This window comes from Streptomyces sp. NPDC001970, from assembly GCF_053594115.1.
The window spans coordinates 170,811-192,873 of sequence record NZ_JBSFDW010000008.1 but is presented as its reverse complement, the minus strand read 5'-3'; the positions used below and the strand labels follow the sequence as shown (position 1 = coordinate 192,873).

16 protein-coding genes are annotated in these 22,063 nt (G+C 71.7%); 15 read left to right on the top strand and 1 reads right to left on the bottom strand.

Translation table 11 applies throughout. The features are described 5' to 3' along the window. Positions 1-140 precede the first annotated feature (140 nt). Positions 141-1,862, bottom strand: a complete 1,722-nt coding sequence (locus tag ACWCP0_RS13235) for a dolichyl-phosphate-mannose--protein mannosyltransferase (protein WP_451078920.1) — start codon at positions 1,860-1,862, stop codon at positions 141-143. Between the two features lie 53 nt (positions 1,863-1,915). On the opposite strand from ACWCP0_RS13235, the gene rsmI reads away from it, so the two are divergent. From rsmI to galK, 15 genes are all read left to right on the top strand, one after another. After that, the gene (gene rsmI, locus ACWCP0_RS13230) at positions 1,916-2,815 is read left to right on the top strand and encodes a 16S rRNA (cytidine(1402)-2'-O)-methyltransferase (RefSeq protein WP_451078919.1); all 900 of its coding nucleotides are present in this window, start codon (positions 1,916-1,918) and stop codon (positions 2,813-2,815) included. Positions 2,816-2,944: 129 nt separating this feature from the next. After that, a complete protein-coding gene (locus ACWCP0_RS13225) occupies positions 2,945-3,409 on the top strand; it encodes a hypothetical protein (protein WP_451078918.1) in 465 nt (154 codons plus the stop codon). Between the two features lie 42 nt (positions 3,410-3,451). Further along, the gene (locus ACWCP0_RS13220; RefSeq protein ID WP_451078917.1) at positions 3,452-4,357 is read left to right on the top strand and encodes a TatD family hydrolase; all 906 of its coding nucleotides are present in this window, start codon (positions 3,452-3,454) and stop codon (positions 4,355-4,357) included. 83 nt (positions 4,358-4,440) lie between these two features. After that, complete coding sequence (locus ACWCP0_RS13215; protein ID WP_451078916.1) at positions 4,441-5,874, top strand: ubiquitin-like domain-containing protein; 1,434 nt, start codon at positions 4,441-4,443, stop codon at positions 5,872-5,874. Beyond that, positions 5,871-6,752, top strand: a complete 882-nt coding sequence (gene rsmA / locus ACWCP0_RS13210; RefSeq protein WP_451078915.1) for a 16S rRNA (adenine(1518)-N(6)/adenine(1519)-N(6))-dimethyltransferase RsmA — start codon at positions 5,871-5,873, stop codon at positions 6,750-6,752. The genes ACWCP0_RS13215 and rsmA overlap by 4 nt, the downstream gene beginning before the upstream one ends. Then, positions 6,749-7,642, top strand: a complete 894-nt coding sequence (locus tag ACWCP0_RS13205; protein ID WP_451078914.1) for a 4-(cytidine 5'-diphospho)-2-C-methyl-D-erythritol kinase — start codon at positions 6,749-6,751, stop codon at positions 7,640-7,642. Before rsmA ends, ACWCP0_RS13205 begins: the two co-directional genes overlap by 4 nt. 180 nt (positions 7,643-7,822) lie before the next feature. Then, complete coding sequence (locus tag ACWCP0_RS13200) at positions 7,823-9,172, top strand: acyltransferase family protein (protein WP_451078913.1); 1,350 nt, start codon at positions 7,823-7,825, stop codon at positions 9,170-9,172. A gap of 37 nt (positions 9,173-9,209) precedes the next feature. Then, positions 9,210-11,018: an ABC-F family ATP-binding cassette domain-containing protein gene (locus ACWCP0_RS13195; protein WP_451078912.1), complete on the top strand. Its 1,809-nt coding sequence runs from the start codon at positions 9,210-9,212 to the stop codon at positions 11,016-11,018. 210 nt (positions 11,019-11,228) lie between these two features. Further along, positions 11,229-13,118 (top strand): outer membrane protein assembly factor BamB family protein, encoded by a 1,890-nt coding sequence (locus tag ACWCP0_RS13190; RefSeq protein WP_451078911.1) that lies wholly within the window; start codon positions 11,229-11,231, stop codon positions 13,116-13,118. Positions 13,119-13,134: 16 nt separating this feature from the next. Next, entirely contained in the window at positions 13,135-14,781 is a 1,647-nt protein-coding gene (locus ACWCP0_RS13185; RefSeq protein ID WP_451078910.1) for an outer membrane protein assembly factor BamB family protein, read from the top strand. A 79-nt stretch (positions 14,782-14,860) separates the two neighbouring features. Next, complete coding sequence (locus tag ACWCP0_RS13180; RefSeq protein WP_451078909.1) at positions 14,861-16,618, top strand: outer membrane protein assembly factor BamB family protein; 1,758 nt, start codon at positions 14,861-14,863, stop codon at positions 16,616-16,618. Between the two features lie 220 nt (positions 16,619-16,838). Beyond that, the gene (locus ACWCP0_RS13175; RefSeq protein WP_451078908.1) at positions 16,839-17,543 is read left to right on the top strand and encodes a helix-turn-helix transcriptional regulator; all 705 of its coding nucleotides are present in this window, start codon (positions 16,839-16,841) and stop codon (positions 17,541-17,543) included. A 1,062-nt stretch (positions 17,544-18,605) separates the two neighbouring features. Continuing rightward, positions 18,606-19,658, top strand: coding sequence for a galactose-1-phosphate uridylyltransferase (gene galT / locus ACWCP0_RS13170; RefSeq protein WP_451078907.1), 1,053 nt, complete (start codon positions 18,606-18,608; stop codon positions 19,656-19,658). After that, positions 19,655-20,623, top strand: a complete 969-nt coding sequence (galE, locus tag ACWCP0_RS13165; RefSeq protein WP_451078906.1) for a UDP-glucose 4-epimerase GalE — start codon at positions 19,655-19,657, stop codon at positions 20,621-20,623. Before galT ends, galE begins: the two co-directional genes overlap by 4 nt. After that, complete coding sequence (galK, locus tag ACWCP0_RS13160; RefSeq protein ID WP_451078905.1) at positions 20,620-21,801, top strand: galactokinase; 1,182 nt, start codon at positions 20,620-20,622, stop codon at positions 21,799-21,801. Before galE ends, galK begins: the two co-directional genes overlap by 4 nt. Positions 21,802-22,063 lie beyond the last annotated feature (262 nt).

Below are 22,063 nucleotides of genomic sequence, written 5' to 3'. Positions count from 1 at the left end.
CTCCCTGGGTGAGAAGTGCAGAGGCGCAGTCGGTGAATCCGTCTCGGGCCGTCTGTGGGCCGTCGAAGGGTCCCCGGCAACGACCGACAACGCCCGCGAGGGTACGGCGGCCGACTGCGCCCTCGCGGGCGTTTACCCGGCTACACCCAGGTGTCGAGCCAGATCCTGTTGCGCCAGTCGTCCAGCGGGATCGCCTCGCCCGTGTAGATCGGCCAGAAGTAGATGAAGTTCCAGATGATCAGCAGGACCAGCACCCCGGCCCCCACCGCGCCGATCGTCCTGCGTCGCTCGTCGGACCCGGGTGGTCCCACGATCGCGCCGAGCATCATCGCGACCGCGAGACACAGGAACGGCACGAAGACGACCGCGTAGAAGAGGAAGATCGTGCGTTCCTGGTAGAAGAACCACGGCACCCAACCCGCCGCCACCCCGCAGGCGATCGCGCCCGCCCGCCAGTCGCGGCGGAAGAACCAGCGCCAGGCGATGTAAAGGAGCGCGAAGCACGCGGCCCACCACAGCAGCGGGGTGCCGATCGCCAGGACCTCGCGGGCGCATTTGCCCGCCGTGGTCACGGGGCAGCCGTCCCGGCCGGCGGCCGGGTCCTCGTAGAAGTACGAGACCGGGCGGCCGAGGACGATCCAGCTCCAGGGGTTGGACTGATAGGTGTGCCCGGACGTCAGATTGACGTGGAAGTTGTAGACCTCGGTCTCGTAGTGCCAGAGGCTTCGCAGCCAGTCGGGCAGCCAGGACCAGCTTCCGCCCGGCGCCTCCTTCTCCGCCCAGTCCCGGAAGTACCCCTTGTCGGTGACGATCCAGCCCGCCCAGGAGGCGACGTACGTCACGATCGCCACCGGCACCGTCGAGACGAACGCCGGGACGAGGTCACGTCGCAGGACCGCCGTGTACGGATGCACCGCGCCCGCCGTGCGCCGGGCGCCGACGTCCCAGAGGACGGTCATCAGGCCGAAGGCGGCCAGGATGTAGAGGCCGTTCCACTTGGTGGCGAAGGCCAGGCCCAGCATCAGCCCGGCCGCGATCCGCCATGGGCGCAGGCCGAGCCGGAGATTCTCCGCGACGCCCGTGTCGGGCCGCAGCACGCCCTCCTCGTCCACCGGCAGCGCGGCGGCCAGCCGCCGGCGGGACCAGTCGCGGTCGATGAGGAGGCAGCCGAAGGCCGCCAGCACGAAGAACATCAGCACCTGGTCGAGCAGCGCCGTGCGACTCATCACGAAGTGCAGCCCGTCCACGGCGAGCAGCGTGCCCGCCAGACAGCCCAGGAACGTCGAGCGGAAGAGCCGCCGCCCGATCCGGCAGAGCATCAGCACCGACAGGGTGCCGAGCACGGCCACCATGAAGCGCCAGCCGAAGGGTGTGAAGCCGAAGAGCTGCTCGCCGAGGCCGATGACCCATTTGCCGACCGGGGGGTGGACGACGTAGCCGGGGTCCGTCGGCACGGGGACCGCGTCCGGGTTCGCCAGGATCGACTTGTCGATGTCCTTCGGCCAGGAGCCCTCGTACCCCTGGTTGATCAGGGCCCAGGCGTCCTTCGCGTAGTACGTCTCGTCGAATATCACCGCCTTGGGGCTGCCCAGGTGCCAGAACCGCAGCACCCCGGCCACCAGCGCCACGAGCAGGGGCCCGCCCCACGCCACCACCCTCTCGGCCGTGTGTCGGGCCGACGGCGGCACGCCGAGCAGCGACCACAGCCGCGGGGACGGGCGCGTGTACGGAGGCACGAGCCGGTCGCGCAGCCCGATCGTGGGCCGCGGCACATAGCCGAATCTGCGCAGGCGCTGCTGCCAGGAGGGCGGCTTTTCCACGGCGTCCGTCCCCTGCAGGGCCTGTGGGGCAGTACTGGTCACCGCGCCATCGTAGGGAACGCGTCTGTGCGATTGGTGTGTCCCGCCCTGCGAGGATGGCTGGTGTGACTGGATCGGTGACTGGAACGCTCGTACTCGCAGGGACCCCCATCGGTGATGTGGCGGACGCGCCGCCGCGGCTGGCGGCGGAGTTGGAGACCGCCGACGTGGTCGCCGCGGAGGACACCCGGCGGCTGCGCCGGCTCACCCAGGCGCTCGGTGTGCAGACCCGCGGGCGGGTCGTGTCCTACTTCGAGGGCAACGAGTCCGCCCGTACGCCCGAACTGGTCGAGGCGCTGGAGGGCGGGGCCCGGGTGCTGCTCGTGACCGACGCCGGGATGCCGTCCGTCTCCGACCCCGGCTACCGGCTGGTCGCCGCCGCCGTCGAGAAGGACATCAGGGTCACGGCCGTACCGGGCCCGTCCGCCGTGCTCACCGCGCTCGCCCTGTCCGGGCTGCCCGTCGACCGCTTCTGCTTCGAGGGCTTCCTGCCGCGCAAGGCGGGCGAGCGGCTCGGCCGGCTGCGCGAGGTCGCCGACGAGCGCCGCACCCTCGTCTACTTCGAGGCCCCGCACCGCCTCGACGACACCCTGGCCGCCATGGCCGAGGTCTTCGGCGCGGACCGCAGGGCCGCCGTGTGCCGCGAGCTGACCAAGACGTACGAGGAAGTGAAGCGCGGCGGTCTCGGGGAGCTGGCCGCCTGGGCCGCCGAGGGCGTGCGCGGCGAGATCACGATCGTCGTGGAGGGCGCCCCGGCCGCAGGGCCCGCCGAGTTCGACGCGGACGAACTGGTGCGCCGGGTGCGTGTGCGTGAGGAGGCGGGGGAGCGGCGCAAGGAGGCGATCGCCGCCGTCGCCGCGGAGGCGGGCCTACCCAAACGCGAGGTGTTCGATGCCGTGGTGGCGGCAAAGAACGCGGATCGAAAGGCCCCCGCCAACGGTAAAGGGCTAACCTGAAAAGCAAAGCACAGACCGTGTGGTGAGCCTTTCAGGCATGGGAAGACCCAATTCCCTTCCATTAATCGACAGGCGCTGCTGCGCTCCCGCCGGAAAAGGCGTCCACTGGATCAGTGGAGAGGAGCTCACATGAGTGAGATCGCAGGTGTCCGCGTCGTCCAGGAGGCTTATGCCTTTGCCTGTATGCGCTGCGGATACGGCTGGGAGCAGGCGTACGAGATAGAGCACCACACGGACGCCGCAGGACACGACTTCATCATCTACAAGGCGGACGGGGTGCACGTTCCGTCGCCGCTGTCCCGGCCGACGTGCCTGAACTGCGGTGAGCACAAGGTGCGCATCATGCGGGCGGGCCAGGTCTCGTCGGTGCGGCACACCCTCGACGAGCTCTACCACTACCCGGTCGCACCGGGCATCGCGGGACCCGTCCCGGCGATCTACTCACGCAGCAAGAAGGCTCCGGCAGCTCCGGTGGCTCCGGCAGGTACGGGAGCTCCGGCGGCGACGGACGCGGGCGCCCCGGGCGACGTCTCCGGGCCGGCACGCCGCAGGCGCCTGTCCGACCTGTTCCGCTCCTCCCACCCCAAGCGGTAGCCGTACGGAAGCGGCCGGGCCGCGGCTCGTAGGATCGCGTTCATGAGCCCCCAGCCCAACGACGCCCCGCCGCCGCTGCCGGCACCCCTGAGCGTGCCGGTCGCCGACTCGCACACCCACCTGGACATGCAGAGCGGCACCGTCGAGGAGGGCCTGGCGAAGGCCGCCTCGGTCGGTGTGACGTCCGTCGTCCAGGTGGGGTGCGACATCAAGGGCTCCCGCTGGGCGGCCGAGACGGCCGCCGCGTACCAGAACGTGCACGCCGCCGTGGCGCTGCACCCCAACGAGGCCCCGCGCATCGTGCACGGGGACCCTGGGGGCACCTCCCAGCCCCCCGGGGCTGGGGGAGGCCGGTCGCGGCAGGGCGCCAGGGAGGCGGGCGGGGACGCCGCCCTCGACGACGCGCTCGCCGAGATCGACCGGCTCGCCGCGCTGGAGCAGGTCAGGGCCGTCGGCGAGACCGGTCTCGATTTCTTCCGCACCGGGCCCGAGGGCATCGCGGCCCAGGAGGCGTCCTTCCGCGCCCATGTCGAGATCGCCAAACGTCACGGAAAGGCGCTTGTCATTCACGACCGGGACGCGCACGCCGATGTGCTGCGCATTCTGGCGGAGGAAGGTGCTCCCGAACGGACCGTGTTCCACTGCTATTCCGGGGACGCCGACATGGCCCGTGTCTGCGCCGACGCCGGCTACTACATGTCGTTCGCCGGCAATGTCACCTTCAAGAACGCCCAGCCGCTGCGCGACGCGCTCGCCGTCGCGCCGCTGGAACTCGTCCTCGTGGAGACGGACGCGCCGTTCCTGACTCCCGCGCCGTACCGCGGACGGCCCAACGCGCCGTATCTCATTCCGGTCACGGTCCGGGCGATGGCCGCGGTGCGCGGGATCGACGAGGACGCGATGGCCAAGGCGATCGCCGCGAACACTGCACGGGCGTTCGGTTACTGACCGATAACGGCCTACGAGGCCGCGACGCCGTGTAGTCGCGTCGCTTTGGAGAGTGACCATCGCTCGGCTAGGGTCCCGGCCTCGTGAGCACTTCGCAGGGCAGTCACCGTGCCGCGCGCGGCGGACGCCGCGCCGCCCGGCTCATGGAGCCTCCGCCGCCACCCGTGCCGCCGGCGCCGGTGCCGGTGCCGGTTCCCGCGCCGGTCCCGGCCGCGGTCCGGGTCCCGGGTCCGGCCGTGTCGCCGTACGCGCCGACGGTCACGGCGCTGGTGCCCGACGGCGCCCGCGCCGCGGGAACCGACGCCGACGCCGACGCCGACGCCGACGCCGACGCCGACGCCGCGGACGCCGACGCCCGCGTCGCCCCCGCAGGCCGCGCCGAAACGCGCCGCGTCCGCCGCCGCGGAACGGGCCGGAGCGGACCCCCCGAAGCCCTGCGCCGCATCGTCCCGCAGGCCCTCGTCGTCGCCTTCCTCGCCGGCGGCACCACCGCCTTCGTCGCCGCCGACAAGGCCGTCCGGCTCAGCGTCGACGGCGTACCCCGCAGCCTGCACACCTTCGCCGACGACGTGCAGGAGCTGCTCGCCGACGAGGGCGTGACCGTCGGCGAGCACGACATCGTCGCCCCGGCCCCCGGCGCCCCCCTCTCCCACGGCGACGAGGTCGTCGTCCGCTACGGCCGCCCCGTCACCCTCACCCTCGACGGCCGCCGACGCCAGGTGTGGACCACCGCCCGCACCGTCGACGACGCACTGCACCGGATCGGGGTGCGGGCCGAGGGCGCGTTCCTGTCCGCGTCCCGCTCCCGGCCGATCTCCCGCGGAGGCCTCGCGCTCGACGTACGCACCGAGCGGACCGTCACCGTCATGGCCGACGGCCGCGAACGCACCATCCGGACAACCGCGGCGACCGTCGGTGAAGCGGTCGAGCAGGCCGGCGTCATCCTGCGCGGGCAGGACACCACGTCCGTGCCGCCCGGCAGCTTCCCGCGCGACGGCCAGACCGTCACCGTCATGCGGATCACCGGAAGCCGACAGGTCCGCGAGGAGCCCGTCCCCTACGACACCGTCCGGATCCAGGACCCGGACCTGCACTCCGGCACCGAGATCGTCGAGCAGCGCGGACGGCACGGCGCCCGCCGCGTGACCTACTCCCTCCGTACGGTCAACGGCGTCCGGCAGAAGCCGAGGAAGCTCTCCGAAGAGGTCGTACGGGAGCCGGTCACCCAGCGGGTCAAGGTCGGCACCAAGCCGCTGCCGCACTCCGTCAAGGGCGCCGACGGCCTCAACTGGAAGGCGCTCGCCCAGTGCGAGTCGGGCGGGCGCCCCCACGCCGTCGACCCGTCGGGGAACTACGGCGGGCTGTACCAGTTCGACGTCGGCACCTGGCGCGCACTGGGCGGCAAGGGCCGCCCGCAGGACGCGTCGGCGGCGGAGCAGACCTACCGGGCGAAGAAGCTCTACGTGCAAAGGGGGGCGAGTCCCTGGCCTCACTGCGGCCGTAGGCTGTACCGGTGAGCACCAGCACCGACCCCGGCGGTCCCTCCGGCCCCGACGCCCTTCTGGGCCCCGCCGACATCCGTGAACTGGCCGCAGCGCTTGGCGTACGCCCCACCAAGCAGCGCGGCCAGAACTTCGTCATCGACGCCAACACGGTCCGCCGGATCGTCCGCACCGCGGAGGTGCGCCCCGACGACGTCGTGGTGGAGGTCGGACCCGGGCTCGGCTCGCTCACCCTCGCCCTGCTCGAAGCCGCGGACCGCGTGATCGCCGTCGAGATCGACGACGTCCTCGCGGCCGCGCTGCCGAACACGATCGCCGCGCGGATGCCCGAGCGGAAGAACCGCTTCGCGCTCGTCCACTCCGACGCCATGCACGTCCAGGAGCTCCCGGGACCGGCGCCGACCGCGCTCGTCGCGAACCTCCCGTACAACGTGGCCGTGCCGGTGCTGCTGCACATGCTGGACCGCTTCCCGACCATCCAGCGCACCCTCGTCATGGTCCAGTCGGAGGTCGCCGACCGGCTCGCCGCCGGGCCCGGCAACAAGGTCTACGGCGTGCCGTCCGTGAAGGCGAACTGGTACGCGGAGGTCAAGCGGGCCGGGGCGATCGGCCGCAACGTCTTCTGGCCCGCGCCCAATGTCGACTCGGGGCTCGTGTCCCTGGTCCGGCGGACCGAGCCGCTGAGGACGACCGCCTCCAGGGCCGAGGTCTTCGCCGTCGTCGACGCCGCCTTCGCCCAGCGCCGCAAGACCCTGCGTGCCGCGCTCGCCGGCTGGGCGGGCTCCCCGTCGGCGGCCGAGGCCGCGCTGGTCGCGGCCGGCGTCTCGCCCCAGGCTCGGGGCGAATCCCTGACGGTGGAAGAGTTCGCGCGCATCGCGGAGGCCAAGAAGTGAGCGTCACGGTACGAGTGCCCGCCAAGGTCAACGTCCAGCTGGCGGTGGGCGCCGCGCGGGCGGACGGCTACCACGACCTGGCCAACGTCTTCCTGGCCGTCGGCCTGTACGACGAGGTCACCGTCACCCCGGCCCGCGAGCTGACCGTCACCTGCTCGGGCCCCGACGCGAGCCAGGTGCCGCTGGACCGTACGAACCTCGCCGCGCGCGCTGCCGAGCTGCTCGCCGCCCGGTACGGCATCGACCCGGCCGTCCACCTCCACATCGCCAAGGACATCCCGGTCGCGGGCGGCATGGCGGGCGGCAGCGCCGACGGCGCGGGCGCGCTGCTGGCCTGCGACGCGCTGTGGTCCACCGGCGCGTCGAAGGCCGAGCTCCTCGACATCTGCGCCGAGCTCGGCAGCGACGTGCCGTTCAGCCTCGTCGGCGGCGCGGCGCTGGGCACCGGCCGCGGAGAGCGGCTGATGGAACTGCCCGTCGGCGGCGCCTTCCACTGGGTGTTCGCGGTCGCCGAGGGAGGGCTGTCCACTCCTGCCGTGTACCGGGAGTTCGACCGCATGAACGCGGGCGTGGACGTTCCGCCTCCGGTGGCCTCGCCGATGCTCCTCGACGCCCTGCGCACCGGGGACGCGGGTGCGCTGGCGGGCGCGCTCGTGAACGACCTGCAGCCCGCGGCCCTCTCGCTGCGCCCGTCCCTCGCGGACTCCCTGGAGGCGGGCACGGCGGCGGGTGCGCTGGCCGCGCTCGTGTCCGGGTCGGGGCCGACCACGGCGTTCCTCGCGAAGGACGGGGAGGCGGCGGACCAGATCGCGGAGACCCTGCTCGCGTCCGGCACCTGCCGCACGGCGCGGGTGGCGTCCGCCCCGGCGGCCGGCGCGACAGTCCTGTAACCAGAGGCTCGGCCTCGGACTGACGCCACCGTGCGGTGGGCCCGCGTGTCCGTGCTCGATCGCCGGCCGGGCCCCGAGCCCAGAGCGGGCCCGGAGCGCAGCGCGAGCCCCACGTACTCAGACGGCAGTTGAGTACACGAGCGCTGACGCCCGCACCGCCCCCGGCGCGACCGTGGCCGTATGCCAACACGCGTTCGTGAGCTCGCCGAAGCCACCCCGGCCACCCGGGACCGGTACGTCGACCTGCTGCGGGTCGCCTCGCTCGGGACCGTCGTCCTCGGGCACTGGCTGATGGCGGCCGTCACTGCCTACGGCGTCGGCAACCTGCTCGCCGTCGTGCCGGAGCTCCAGGTCCTCACCTGGGCCCTGCAGATCATGCCGGTGTTCTTCTTCGTCGGGGGCTTCTCGCATGCGCTCTCCCACCGCTCGCTGCGCCGCAAGCAGCCGGAAGGTCCGGTGTACGCGGCGTTCCTGCGGGCCCGGCTGCGCCGGCTGCTGCGGCCCACGATGGTCTTCGTCGCCGTCTGGGGCGCGGCCGCGCTGATCATCCAGGTGCTCGGCGGGGGCGGCGGGCTGACCGGAGTCACCCTGCGGCTGGTGACCCAGCCGCTGTGGTTCATCGGGATCTATCTGGCGATGGTGGCCTTCACCCCGCCGCTGCTGAGGCTGCACGAGCGGTACGGCTGGGGCGCGTTCGGGGCGCTCGCGGGCGGGGCGGTCGCGGTGGACGTGCTCCGCTTCGCGTACGGCGTGCCCTTCGTGGAGTTCCTGAACTTCGCCTTCGTCTGGCTGGCCGTCCACCAGCTCGGCTTCCTGCGGGCCGACGGCCGGCTGCGGCTTCCGTCCGTGCTCGCGGCGTGCGGCCTGGCCGGGGCCGCGGCGCTCGTCGCCCTCGGCCCGTACCCGCTGTCCATGGTCGGAATGCCGGGCGAGAAGGTCTCCAACATGGCCCCGCCCACCGTCGCCCTCCTCTGCCACGGTCTGTGGCTCGTCGGTGCCGTGGAGCTGTTGCGCGGGCCCGGCGCCCGGCTGGTCGCCCGGCCGAGGGTCTGGCGCACGGTCGTCGCGGCGAACGGCATCGCGATGACCGCCTTCCTGTGGCACCTCACCGCCATGCTCGGCGTGTACGGCGCCCTCCTCACTCTCGACGTACCGCTGTCCGAGCCGGCCTCGGCGGCCTGGTGGGCCCAGACTCCGCTCCGCATCGCCGCGGCGGCCGTCCTCACTGCGGCGCTGCTCGCCGCCTTCCGCACCTTCGAACGTCCGTCACCGTCACTGTCACTGTCACGTTCACAGGCACTGTCACCGGTCGTCCCCGGCTCGGGCCCGCTCGCCGCGCTCGGGATCACCCTGTGCCTGCTCGGCGTACTCGGTCTGTCCATGGTCGGCTTCGCCGGCCTGCTGGAGGGCCGCTCCGCCATGCTGATCGCGTTCCCCGTCACCGCCCCGGCCGCCGTTGCGATGGCCCTGGTGGGCTGGCTGCTGGTGGAACGGACCTCGCGCGGCGGCGGTGTCACTTCCGGCGACTAGGCTGGGAAGCCGTTCGAACCCCTCATCTGGAGCGTTAATGGCCGTCAACCTGGTCAATGTCGAGGCAGTCAGCAAGGTGTACGGCACCCGTGCCCTGCTCGACGGAGTCTCCCTCGGCGTGTCCGAGGGAGACCGCATCGGTGTCGTGGGGCGCAACGGGGACGGCAAGACGACCCTCATCCGGATGCTCGCCAAGCTGGAGGAGGCCGACACGGGTCGGGTCACGCACAGCGGCGGACTGCGTCTCGGGGTGCTCACACAGCACGACTCCCTCGATCCGGCGGCGACCGTCCGGCACGAGGTCATCGGCGACCTCGCCGACCACGAGTGGGCCGGCAACGCCAAGATGCGTGACGTGCTCACGGGGCTGTTCGGCGGGCTCGACCTGCCCGGCTTCCCGCAGGGCCTGGACACGGTGATCGCGCCGCTCTCCGGTGGCGAGCGGCGCCGGATCGCGCTCGCCAAGCTGCTCATCGAGGAGCAGGACCTGATCGTCCTCGACGAGCCCACCAACCACCTGGACGTGGAGGGCATCGCCTGGCTCGCCCGCCATCTCCAGACGCGTCGCTCGTCGCTCGTCTGCGTCACGCACGACCGCTGGTTCCTCGACCAGGTCTGCACGCGTATGTGGGACGTCCAGCGCGGCACGGTGCACGAGTACGAGGGCGGGTACTCCGACTACGTCTTCGCGCGCGCCGAGCGCGAGCGCATCGCCGCGACCGAGGAGGTCAAGCGGCAGAACCTGGTCCGCAAGGAACTGGCCTGGCTGCGGCGCGGAGCCCCCGCCCGTACGTCCAAGCCGCGCTTCCGCGTCGAGGCCGCCAATGAGCTGATCAAGGACGTGCCGCCGCCGCGCGACACCTCGGAGCTGATGAAGTTCGCCTCGTCGCGGCTCGGCAGGACGGTCTTCGACCTGGAGAACGTGACCGTCCAGGCCGGACCGAAGGTGCTGCTGAAGCACCTGACCTGGCAGCTCGGCCCCGGCGACCGGATCGGCCTGGTCGGCGTCAACGGCGCGGGCAAGACCTCGCTGCTGCGCGCGATGGCCGAGGCGGCCCGCAGCGACGGCGAGAAGCAGCCCAGCGCCGGACGGATCGTCACGGGAAAGACGGTGAAGCTGGCCTACCTCTCGCAGGAGGTCGCCGAACTCGACCCGAACCTGCGGGTGCTGGAGGCCGTCCAGCAGATCCGCGACCGTGTCGACCTCGGCAAGGGCCGGGAGATGACGGCCGGGCAGCTGTGCGAGCAGTTCGGCTTCTCCAAGGAGAAGCAGTGGACGCCGGTCGGCGATCTGTCCGGTGGTGAGCGGCGCCGGCTCCAGCTGCTGCGGCTGCTGATGGACGAGCCGAACGTGCTCTTCCTCGACGAGCCCACCAACGACCTCGACATCGAGACCCTCACCCAGCTGGAGGACGTCCTCGACGGCTGGCCCGGCTCGATGGTCGTCATCTCCCACGACCGGTTCTTCGTCGAGCGGACCACCGACCGGGTGTACGCGCTCCTCGGCGACGCCGCGCTGCGGATGCTGCCGCGCGGTATCGACGAGTACCTGGAGCGGCGCCAGAGGATGATCGAGGCCACGGTCCCGGCACCCGCTGCCGTGGCCGAGAAGTCCGGCGCCCCGGAGAAGTCCGCCGCGGACGTGCGCGCCGCGAAGAAGGAACTCCAGAAGATCGAGCGGCAACTGGACAAGATCTCCGACAAGGAGACCACGCTGCACTCGCAAATCGCCGAAAATGCCACCGACTTCGAGAAGGTGGCGAAGCTCGACGCGGAACTGCGCGGACTGGCAGGGGAGCGCGAGGAGTTGGAGCTGCGCTGGCTCGAACTCGCCGAGGACGCGTAACGGCGGTATCACGGGCCGGTCCTCCCTTGGGTACAGGGGCGGACCGGCCCGTACTTTCCGGCCGGCCGGGTGATAGAAAGAAGCCCCGCTCGACTGATGTGACGCTGCGCCATCCATGTCCGATTCGCTCCTTTCCGTAAGGCAACTGCCGTACGGAATCGCGGGGGAGGCCGGTCGGGTCGTGGACCGCACGAAGGGGGAAGTGCTGCCATGTCCCAGCCGCCCAGCCAGCAACCGCCGCAGGGAGGCTTCGGGTCTCCGCAGGACCCGCCCCCGGGCTCTTCAAGTGGTGGGGACGCTCAGCAGCAGGTTCCTCAGCCGCCCCAACAGCCCGCGCAGCCACCCCAGATGCCACCGGTCCCGCCGCAGGCGCCACCGCAGGCCCCGCCCCAGGCGGCCGGTCAGCCGCAGCCCGGTTACGGCCATCCCCAGACCCCGCAGGCCGGTTACGGCTACCCGCAGCAGGCCCCCGGCCGGCCGGGCCCGTACAACCAGCCGGGTCCGTACGGCCAACCCGGTCCGTACAACCAGCCGGGTCCGTACGGCCAGCAGCCCGGTCCGTACCAGCAGCCGGGCCCCTACGGTCAGCCCCAGGGCGGCTACGGCTACCCCGGCCGGCCGCAGTACCCCGGTGGCCCGACGCCACCGCCCGGCGGCGGCAACCCCTTCAAGGGCAAGCCCGGTGTCATCATCGGCGCGGCCGTGGCGGCCCTGCTCGTCGTCGGTACCGGCACCTGGTTCGCGCTGAGCGGCGATGAAGGCGACAAGAAGGCCAACCCCAAGCAGACCGCGCTCCCGCAGCCGAGCGGCTCGGCATCCGTCGACCAGGGCGACGGCACCGGCGGCGGCCCCGACGACAGCGACGACCTCAACGCCGGGCGCAAGCCGGGCGAGGCGAAGGTCCTGTGGCTGGCCAAGAACGACATCGACCTGCCGCGCAACGGATCGGACGTGTCCGGCCCGTGGGTCGTCGGCGACACGGTCGTCAAGGGCATGTACAAGGAGCTCACGGGCTACTCCGCGACCACCGGCCAGAAGAAGTGGAGCATCCCGTACCCCGCCGAGCTGTGCGCCGCCAGCACGCAGACGACGGCGGACGGCAAGCTCGTCGTCGCGTACAAGGACGGCACGAGCGACAAGGCCGACTGCACGCAGCTGCAGCTGGTCGACGCCACCACCGGCAAGGCCGGCTGGAAGCAGGTCCTCAAGAAGAAGGGCGTCTGGGACCTGCTCTCCGACATCAGCCTCACCATCAGCGGCACCACCGTGACCGCGGCCCGCACCGGCAACTCCGACGCGTTCCGGATCAGCGACGGCAAGGCGCTGTTCGGCAAGCTGCCGGGCAACTGCCAGCCGGAGGCCTTCGCCGGCGGCCCCAAGCTGATCGCCTCCGAGACCTGCCCGAGTGCCAACGGCAAGGCGCAGAACCAGGTGCAGGAGCTCGACCCGACGACCGGCGCGGCCAAGTGGACGTACCGTCTCCCGGCCGGCTGGGAGGTCGACAAGGTCTACTCGGTCAGCCCGCTCGTGCTGTCGCTGACCAACCGGGACGAGAAGAAGTGGAGTGTCGTCGCCCTCAACGCGAACGGCACCGCGCGTTCGCAGATCGACGGCGGCAAGGACAAGTACCAGCCGCGCTGCGGCGGCGGGTTCATCGTCTTCGGCGCCCATCTGGAGGGCTGTGTCGGCGTTGCCGCCGACGCCAACACCTTCTACATGGCGACCGAAACCGCCAGTTCCGGGACGTCCCGCACCAACGCGGTCATCGCCTTCGACCTCAACACCGGCAAGCGGAAGTGGCGTGCCGACGCCCCGGCCGACCGCACGGTGGTGCCCCTGGGCATGGAGGGCGGCAACGTCCTCCTTTACATGGAGCCGACCTTCGACGCCGGCGGCGCGGTGGCGACCCTGGCTCCGACCGGTGGCAAGCCGAACGTGATCCTGCAGCACCCGCAGTCCACCGCGGAGATCGAGCGGAGCTTCTACTCGCCGAAGATGCTCTACCGGGACGGCCGGTTCTACATCGCCAGCAGCCGGGTGAGCGCGTCCAACGACGCGGAGGAGCAGGAGACCAAGACGATGATGGCGTTCGGGAAGTGATGGTCGCAGTACCGCGATGACCCAGCCCACTCACTCGTCCCCGCCGCCGCCGGGACAGTCCGGTCCGGCCACGCCGGAACAGTCCGGTCCTTATCAACCGCCCCAGGCGGGCCCGTACGGGCGGCTGAACCCGTACGGAGGCGGCTACTCCGCTCCACCGACCGGTCCGGCCGCCGGTCGTCGGCCCGCCGCGTCCGGTCGTCGGCCCGCGGCGCTGATCGCCGCGGGCCTGGCCGCGCTGCTGGCGATCGGCGGCGGCACCTGGTTCGCCCTGTACGGGGACGACAAGGGCGGCGGCGGTAACAAGCCCACGGTCGGGGCGAGTTCCGGCGGCCCGTCCTCGTCGACCGGCGGCGGCGGGAAGGCGGAGGCGGGTCTGCCCGGTGCGTCCGCCCCCGACACCGCCAAGGCCGCGCACCTCAACAAGGAGCGCAAGCCCGGTGACGCCAAGGTCCTCTGGCTCCGCAAGAACGACGTCGACCTCCCCGGCCTGGGCGGCGACGTGTTCGGCCCCTGGCTGGTCGGGGACACCGTCGTCACCGCCATGCACCGCTCGGTCACGGCCCATTCCGTGGCCGACGGCACCCTGAAGTGGAGCCTGCCGCTGGGCACCGGCATCTGCCGGGCCCCGCAGCACGCCTCGGCCGACGACAAGATCGTCCTCGCGGTGCAGGAGCGCCCGGGCGCGGAGGGCGACCAGTGCCGGCAGCTCCGGGTGATCGACCTGCGCACGGGCAAGCAGGGCTGGACGCAGAAGATCGTCGAGGACGGCAACTTCGACTTCGACCGGGACTACTCGATCACCCTCACGGGGAACACCGTCACCGCGGGCCGCCACGGTCACTCGACCGCGTACCGGCTCGGCGACGGCAAGCCGCTGTGGGGCAAGTGGGAAGGCGGCGAGGACGTCTGCCAGCCGCACGAGTACGCCAACGAAGGCACCACTCTCGTCGCGTCCGTCTCGTGCCCGGTCGACGACGCCGACAACCCGCAGGAAGAGGTCCACGGGATCGATCCGGCAACCGGTGCCTCCCGGTGGAAGTACCGCCTCCCGCGGGGCTATGTCGTCGAGAACGTGTATTCCGTCGACCCGCTGGTCGTCCACGCCGTCGACCGGGCGAAGGACCAACAGGGCATCCTCGTGCTCAACGCCGACGGCACCAAGCGCTCCTCGATCCAAGGCCAGGACCAGTACGCGAACTGGTGCAGCGAGGACGTCGTTGACAAGGGCAATCTGCAGACCTGTCAGGTCGTCGCGGACGACAGCACGCTCTACATGGCCACGGCCGCGCCGGACGGAGTGGACAAGCCCAACGGCATCGTCGCCTTCGACCTGGACACGGGCGTCGAGGTGCGGCGTGTCGAGGCTCCCGGCGGACACGTGATCATGCCGCTGCGGATGGAGGGGCGCGAGCTGCTCGTCAGGGTCATGCCCACCATCGGTACCGACGAGCCCGGGGCGCTGGCCTCCGTCGCACCCGGGGGGACCGACCTCCGTGTGCTGCTTCAGCTCCCCGCATCGACCGCCAAGACCGAGCGGATGCTCATGGCGACCAGGGGCGTGTACGCCGACGGGCGCTATTTCCTCGTCGCCGACACGGTCGTCGCCTCGAACGACGCCGAGGAGAAGGAGAGGGAGACGATGATGGCCATCGGCGAGTGACCCCGTCCCCAGGGACGACCCGGCCGCCCCGGCCCCCGACCGACTCCCTCCGCTTCACACCCTCCAGAGGTACCCACGCATGACGCAGCCACCACAGCCGCCCAACCAGCCACCACAGCAGCCGCACCAGCCGCACCAGGCGTCGCAGCCGCAGCCACCGCAGGGCGGCTTCGGCGCCCCGCAGGACCCTCCGCCTGGCGGTTTCGGCGCGCCGACCCCGCCGCCGGAGGGCCCGGGTTACGGCTACCCGCAGACGCCCCCCGGCCAGCCCGCCGGGTATGGATATCCGCAGGCCCCGGGCCAGCCGCACACCCAGCCCATGGGCCGGCAGCCGTACGGTTACGGCTACCCGACCCAGCCGGCGCAGCCGCACTTCATGCCGCCGCAGCCGCGGAAGAAGCTGAGCACCCAGACGCAGATCATCATCGCGGCGGTCGTCGCGGTGCTCCTGATCGTCGCCACCGGTGTGTGGTTCGCCTCCACCGACGGAAGCGACGACGCCAAGGGGAAGCAGCCGCAGAACGGCTCGCAGGCGGGCGCGGACGGGAACAAGCCCGGTGGCGGCGGAAGCGAGAAGATCCCGTCCAACCCGAAGTCGAAGACCCTGGTCAACATTCCGCAGCCCAAGGTCGACGATCTCGTCGTCGTCGAGGGCTCGTGGCTCACCGACACGGTCTACGCCAAGTCGGACGTCCTCAAGGTCGTCGGCTACGACCTCTCCGCCGGCAATGTGAAGTGGACGCTCCCGCTCCCGGGCCAGATCTGCGGGGCCTCCCGGCACGTCAGCGACAACAGGACCGCGATCCTCTTCGAGCCGGCCAAGCGTGCGGGCAAGAACGACCACCAGGACTGCTCCGAGGTCGGCGTCATCGACCTCGCCACCGGCAAGATGGTGTGGACCGGCTCCGCCAAGGGCGCCAACAGCGGTGACAAGAAGGTCGAGTTCAGGGAGATCTCACTCAGCGGCGGGACCGTCGCCGCGGGTGGACTCGAGGGCGGCGCCGCCTGGAACCTCGCCGACGGCAAGAGCCTGTGGGTGCCCACCGCCGACACCGAATCCTGCTACGACCTCGGATACGGGGGCGGCGCAGCCCTCGCGGCCGTCCGCAAGTGCGGCGACTACGGCAGCCAGTACCTCCTCATCCAGAACCTGAACCCGAAGACGGGCGCGCCCGTGTCCTCGTACAAGATGCCCCCGGGCGTCGAGTACGCGAGCATCGTCTCCACCAGCCCGCTGGTCGTCGCCGCCGACGTCGGCGACACCGCGGGCGACGGCAGTGGCATCTCGGACTTCTTCTCCATCGACGAGAAGACCGGCAAGCTGAAGGCCAAGATCGCGGCGGACGCCGACCGGTACGCCGCGGAATGCCGTTCCACCGAGGTCGAGTCCTGCAGCATGGCGGTCGTCGGCAACGGCCGGCTGTACCTGCCGACCGAGGAGCACGAGGGAACCGGCGAGTACGGCGACACCAACGAGATCGTCTCGTTCGACCTCACCACCGGCAAGCCGACCACCGACAGGGCCGACGCGGGAGACCGCTACACGCTGTTCCCGCTGCGCATGGACGGCGGCAACATCATCGCCTACAAGTGGCCGCCGTACGACGCGGGCGGACAGATCGTCAGTATCGACGGAGGCTCCATGAAGCAGACCGTGCTCATGGAGAACCCGGCCGGGGAGGACGTGCGGGACGCGGAGACCAGCTTCTCGGTGGACGCTGCGGAGATCCTGTTCGGGAACGGCCGGCTGTTCCTGGCCGAGACGCTCATCAGCAAGCCCTACAGCGACGATCCCGGCCGCAAGGACTACCTCGTCGTCTCCTTCGCCACCGGCTGACGTGCCGTGACGCGGTACCGCCCCGGACCGGGGCGGTACCGCGCTGCCTTCCCCGGAAGTATTCGGTCGTGCGTCAACTCTCAGTGAATTGGTCTCTATTCGGCATTCTGGGCGACTTCTGGCACGTAAGGGGCGCGCAACGTCGAACAAGCGTGTAGCTTGCCGGGTCAACAGGCTGGGGGGCCGGGGGGCCGACTCCAGGGTATGGGGGGTTTGCTCGATGGGTGTGCGGCTCATGGTGGTCGACGACCACCGACTGCTCGCCGAGGCGCTCGCCTCGGCTCTGAAGCTGCGCGGGCACCGGGTGCTCGCGGCGGCCGCGCCGACGGCAGGGGCGGCGGAGCTCGTGGTGAGCAGGGCGCCCGAGGTGTGCCTGCTGGGGACGGCGACCCCGGCGGAGCCGGGGGTCTTCGACCCGATCGTGCGGATCAAGCGGGAGCGCCCGCAGGTGGCGGTGGTCGTGTTGGGACCTGTGCCGTCGCCACGGGGGATCGCGGCGGCGTTCGCCGCCGGCGCGTCCGGTTACGTACGTCATGACGAGCGCATCGAGGGCGTCGAGCGCGCCATGATCAAGGCGCGCTCGGGCGAGGCGGCAGTCGCGCCACAGCTGCTGCAGGGCGCCTTCACGGAGCTCCTGAACCCGACGGCCCAGCCGGACGACGAGGGCCAGCGGCTGCTCCAGATGCTCACTCCGCGCGAAGTGGAGGTGCTCGTACGGGTCGCCGAGGGCGAGGACACCCGTCTGATCGCCGCGGGCATGGGCATAGCACCCAGCACGGCCCGCACCCATGTCCAGCGCGTCCTGATGAAACTGGGCGTGGGCTCCCGCCTGGAGGCCGCGGCCCTGGCGGCCCGCACGGGCCTCCTGGACCGGGCCCCATCCCCCCTCCCGGGCCCCGCCCCGGCTCCGGACGACCACGCCTGAACGCAGCAGCTCCGGGACGACCGGGCGTCAGCGTCGCGACTCCGGGACGCCGGGTCGGAACGCCGCGGCTTGGGCGACCGTGTCTGAGCGTCGCGACTCCGGGACGCTGCGCCTGAGCGTCCCGCCCGGGGAGACCCTGCCTGAGCGTCCAGCCCGGGACGACCGGGCGTCAGCGTCGCGACTCCGGGACGGCGGGTCTGAACGCTGCGGCTTGGGCGACCGTGTCTGAGCGTCGTGGCTTCGGGACGCTGCGCCTGAGCGTCCCGCCCGGGGAGACCCTGCCTGAGCGTCCAGCCCGGGACGACCGGGCGTCAGCGTCGCGACTCCGGGACGCCGGGTCTGAACGCCTCGGCTTGGGTGACCGTGTCTGAGCGTCGCGACTCCGGGACGCTGCGCGCGAACGTCTCGCCCGGGACGCCGGGTCTGAACGCCTCGGCTTGGGCGACCGCGTCTGAACGCCTCGCCCCGGGACGACTGCGTCTGAGCGTCGTTGCTTCGGGACGCTGCGCCCGAACGTCCCGCCCCGGGACGACCGCGCCCGAACGTCCCGTCCCGGAGCGACTGCGTCTGAGCGCTGCGGCTTCGGGACGCTGCGCCCGAACGTCCCGCCCCGGGGAGACCCTGCCTGAGCGTCCCGTCCCGGAGCGACCGCGCCTCAGTGTCGCGGCTCAGGGACGACCAGGCCGAACGTGCCGGTCCCGGGCGGCCTCCGCCCCGCCCCGGACGGCCTCGCCCCCCGACGCCCGGCTCAAGCATCGCGCCGCGGGGCCGTGCGTGGCCCCATCTGGCTCAGGAGGCCTGCGCCGGGCCGTGCGCGGTCTGACCTGGGGCCTTGGGCCCTGCCTCCAGCGGGCCGTCGTCGCCGGGCGCACAGCCAGGCGGTCGGCGGCCGGCTCTGCCGTGACCGCGCCCGCGCCACGGCAGAGCCGTCAGGCACAGGGCACGGGGCAAGGGGGATCGGGGGCGGAGACCCCGCACACCACACCAGGCATTGACGGGGCATGTTTGCTCATGGTTCTTTGTGTGTGGTTCTGTTTGATGACGTTCATGAGGAGCACCGGTGTGAAGAAGACGGTGACCAGGCTCGCCGACGGTCGGGAGCTGCTGTACTACGACCGCCGCGACGACATCGTCCGCGAGGCCGTGGACCGGCGGCCCCTCGACCCCGTCTCCACGGCCTCGGAGATCCGCCACGACCCGCTGCTCGGCGACGCGGTCGCCATCGCCTCCCACCGCCAGGGCCGCATCTACCACCCGCCCGCCGACGAGTGCCCGCTGTGCCCGTCCCGGAACGGCAGGCTCAGCGAGATCCCGGACAGCGACTACGACGTCGTGGTCTTCGAGAACCGCTTTCCCTCCCTCGCCGGTGAATCGGGCCGCTGCGAGGTCGTCTGCTTCACCCCTGACCACGAGACCTCCTTCGCCGGGCTCAGCGAGGAGCAGGCCGCCCTCGTGCTGGAGGTCTGGACCGACCGCACCGCGGACCTCGCCGAACTGCCGCAGATCAAGCAGGTGTTCTGCTTCGAGAACCGGGGCGCCGAGATCGGCGTCACCCTCGGCCATCCGCACGGGCAGATCTACGGGTATCCCTTCGTCACGCCCCGCACCGCCCTCATGCAGCGCTCGGTCGCCGGGCATCGGGCCGCCACCGGCCGGAACCTCTTCGACGACACCCTCGCGCGCGAGCTCGCCGACTCCGTGCGAGTGGTTCTCGAGGGCGAGCACTGGGTGGCCTTCGTGCCGTACGCGGCGCACTGGCCGTACGAGGTGCATCTGTATCCGCGCGTCCGGGTGCCGGATCTGAGAGAGCTGGACGACGCGGCGCGCACAGAGTTCCCACAGGTCTATCTGGAACTGTTGAGGCGCTTCGACCGGATCTTCGGCACGAGTGAACCGCCGACGCCGTACATCGCCGCCTGGCACCAGGCGCCGTTCGGTGACGGCGATGGCTCCCGGCGCGCGGACTTCGCGCTCCACCTCGAGCTCTTCACCGTCCGCCGCACTTCCGGAAAGCTGAAGTTTCTCGCGGGTTCCGAGTCCGGCATGAGTGTGTTCATCAACGATGTGCCGCCGGAGGCCGCGGCCCAGCGACTGCGAGAGGTAGCGAGCACGTGAGCAGCAAGTACCTGGTGACAGGGGGCGCCGGCTATGTCGGCAGTGTGGTGGCCGCGCATCTGCTGGAGGCCGGGCACGAGGTGACCGTGCTGGACGATCTGTCCACAGGCTTCCGGGCAGGCGTGCCGGACGGCGCCACATTCATCGAGGGCCGGGTCCAGGATGCCGCGCGCCTGCTCGACCCCTCGTACGACGGCGTGCTCCACTTCGCCGCGTTCTCGCAGGTCGGCGAGTCGGTCACGGACCCCGAGAAGTACTGGGTGAACAACGTCGGCGGGACGATGGCGCTGCTCGCCGCGATGCGCTCCGCCGGTGTCCGCAAGCTGGTCTTCTCCTCGACCGCGGCGACGTACGGGGAGCCGGTCTCCACCCCGATCACCGAGACCGACCCGACCGCCCCGACCAGCCCGTACGGCGCGTCCAAGCTGGCCGTCGACCACATGATCAGCGGCGAGTGCGCCGCGCACGGGCTGGCCGCCGCCTCGCTGCGCTACTTCAACGTGGCGGGCGCGTACGGCAGCTGCGGCGAGCGCCACGACCCCGAGTCGCACCTCATCCCGCTCGTCCTCCAGGTCGCCCTCGGCAAGCGCGAGGCGATCTCCGTCTTCGGCGACGACTACCCGACCCCCGACGGCACCTGCGTACGGGACTACATCCACGTCGCCGACCTGGCCGAGGCGCATCTGCTCGCCATGGACAAGGTCACCGAGGGCGAGCATCTGATCTGCAATCTCGGCAACGGCAACGGCTTCTCGGTCCGCGAGGTCATCGAGACCGCCCGCAAGGTCACCGGACGCCCTGTTCCCGAGATCGCCGCGGCCCGCCGCCCCGGCGACCCTGCCGTGCTCGTCGCCTCGGCCGCAGCCGCCCACGAGCGCCTCGGCTGGTCCCCGTCCCGGGCGGACCTCGCCGGCATCGTCGCGGACGCGTGGGCCTTCGCGCGGGAGAGGGCGGCCGAGCGATGAGCGTCGTCGCGCGGCGGTTCGCCGAGCTGTACGGATACGCCCCCGAGGGCGTCTGGGCCGCACCGGGCCGGGTCAATCTGATCGGCGAGTACACCGACTTCAACGACGGCTTCGTGATGCCGCTCGCCCTGCCGCACCGGGCGGTCGCCGCGGTGGCGCGGCGTACCGACGGGGTCCTGCGGGTCCACTCGGCGGACATGGACCAGGGCGTGGTCGAGCTGGCGGTCGAGGATCTCGCGCCGGGTTCCGACTCCGGCTGGGCGGCCTACCCGGCGGGTGTGGTCTGGGCGCTGCGGGAGGCCGGGCATCCGGTCACCGGCGCCGACGTGCAGATAGCGTCCGACGTGCCCACGGGTGCGGGCCTCTCCTCCTCCGCGGCCCTGGAGGTCGTCACCGCGCTCGCCCTGAACGAGCTGTACGGACTCGGCATCGAGCCCGACCGGCTGGCCGTGCTCGCCCAACGCGCCGAGAACGCGTTCGTCGGCGTCCCGTGCGGGGTCATGGACCAGATGGCGTCGGCCTGCTGCACCGAGGGCCATGCCCTGTTCCTCGACACCCGTGACCTCACCCGGCGGCAGGTCCCCTTCGACCTCGCCGCCCACGGCCTGCGGCTCCTGGTCGTCGACACCCGCGTGAAGCACGTGCTCGGGGACGGCGCGTACGCACAGCGGCGCGCCGGCTGCGAGGCGGGTGCGCGGGCGCTGGGCGTGCGCGCGCTGCGCGAAGTCCCGTACACGCAACTGTCCGACGCCCTCCGGCGTTTGACCGACGCCGCGCTCTCCCGGGAGGCGTCTCCCGGACCGGCCGACGAGATTCGCCGCTACGTGCGCCACGTCGTCAGCGACAACCACCGTGTCGAACGGACGATCGCCCTGCTCGACGCGGGCGACCTCCGCGGCGTCGGCCCGGTCCTCACCGAGGGCCATGCCTCGCTGCGGGACGATCTCCGGGTCTCCTGCCGGGAGCTGGACCTGGTGGTCTCCGTGGCGAACGCAGCGGGTGCGCTGGGCGCCCGGATGACCGGCGGCGGCTTCGGCGGCTCGGCGGTCGTCCTGGTCGAGGAGGACATCGCGGACCTGGTGACCAAGGAGGTCAAGGAGGCCTTCGCAGCGGCGGGTCACACCGCGCCGAGAGTCTTCCCCGCGGTTCCTTCGGGTGGTGCGTGCCGCATTCAGTAATGATCTCTGTCGACTTCTGTCTCATTCCGAAACAACAAGCACACGCCAAACACCCTGGCCAACCAGTTCTGCAAATATCCTTCCGCTCCTGACGCCCGGCCCTACTCTGATGCACAGCACCGGTGGGGGCCGGTGCTGTTGCAGGGGGCGAGACAGTCGGGTACGTCGCCCGGGGCGGGGTAGCAGTCAAGAGCGCGGCGGCGGCCGTGGACTGCGTACCTCTCCATCCTCGGGCGCCGTACCCGCGCCATCCGGTCCTCCG

Bases quoted from the DNA above. Each gene is read 5' to 3' on its own strand.
- ACWCP0_RS13190 (WP_451078911.1), top strand. From the start codon at position 11,229: ATGTCCCAGCCGCCCAGCCAGCAACCGCCGCAGGGAGGCTTCGGGTCT.
- ACWCP0_RS13200 (WP_451078913.1), top strand. From the start codon at position 7,823: ATGCCAACACGCGTTCGTGAGCTCGCCGAAGCCACCCCGGCCACCCGG.
- ACWCP0_RS13220 (WP_451078917.1), top strand. From the start codon at position 3,452: ATGAGCCCCCAGCCCAACGACGCCCCGCCGCCGCTGCCGGCACCCCTG.
- rsmI (WP_451078919.1), top strand. From the start codon at position 1,916: ATGGCTGGTGTGACTGGATCGGTGACTGGAACGCTCGTACTCGCAGGG.
- ACWCP0_RS13195 (WP_451078912.1), top strand. From the start codon at position 9,210: ATGGCCGTCAACCTGGTCAATGTCGAGGCAGTCAGCAAGGTGTACGGC.
- ACWCP0_RS13225 (WP_451078918.1), top strand. From the start codon at position 2,945: ATGAGTGAGATCGCAGGTGTCCGCGTCGTCCAGGAGGCTTATGCCTTT.
- ACWCP0_RS13180 (WP_451078909.1), top strand. From the start codon at position 14,861: ATGACGCAGCCACCACAGCCGCCCAACCAGCCACCACAGCAGCCGCAC.
- ACWCP0_RS13175 (WP_451078908.1), top strand. From the start codon at position 16,839: ATGGGTGTGCGGCTCATGGTGGTCGACGACCACCGACTGCTCGCCGAG.
- ACWCP0_RS13185 (WP_451078910.1), top strand. From the start codon at position 13,135: ATGACCCAGCCCACTCACTCGTCCCCGCCGCCGCCGGGACAGTCCGGT.
- galK (WP_451078905.1), top strand. From the start codon at position 20,620: ATGAGCGTCGTCGCGCGGCGGTTCGCCGAGCTGTACGGATACGCCCCC.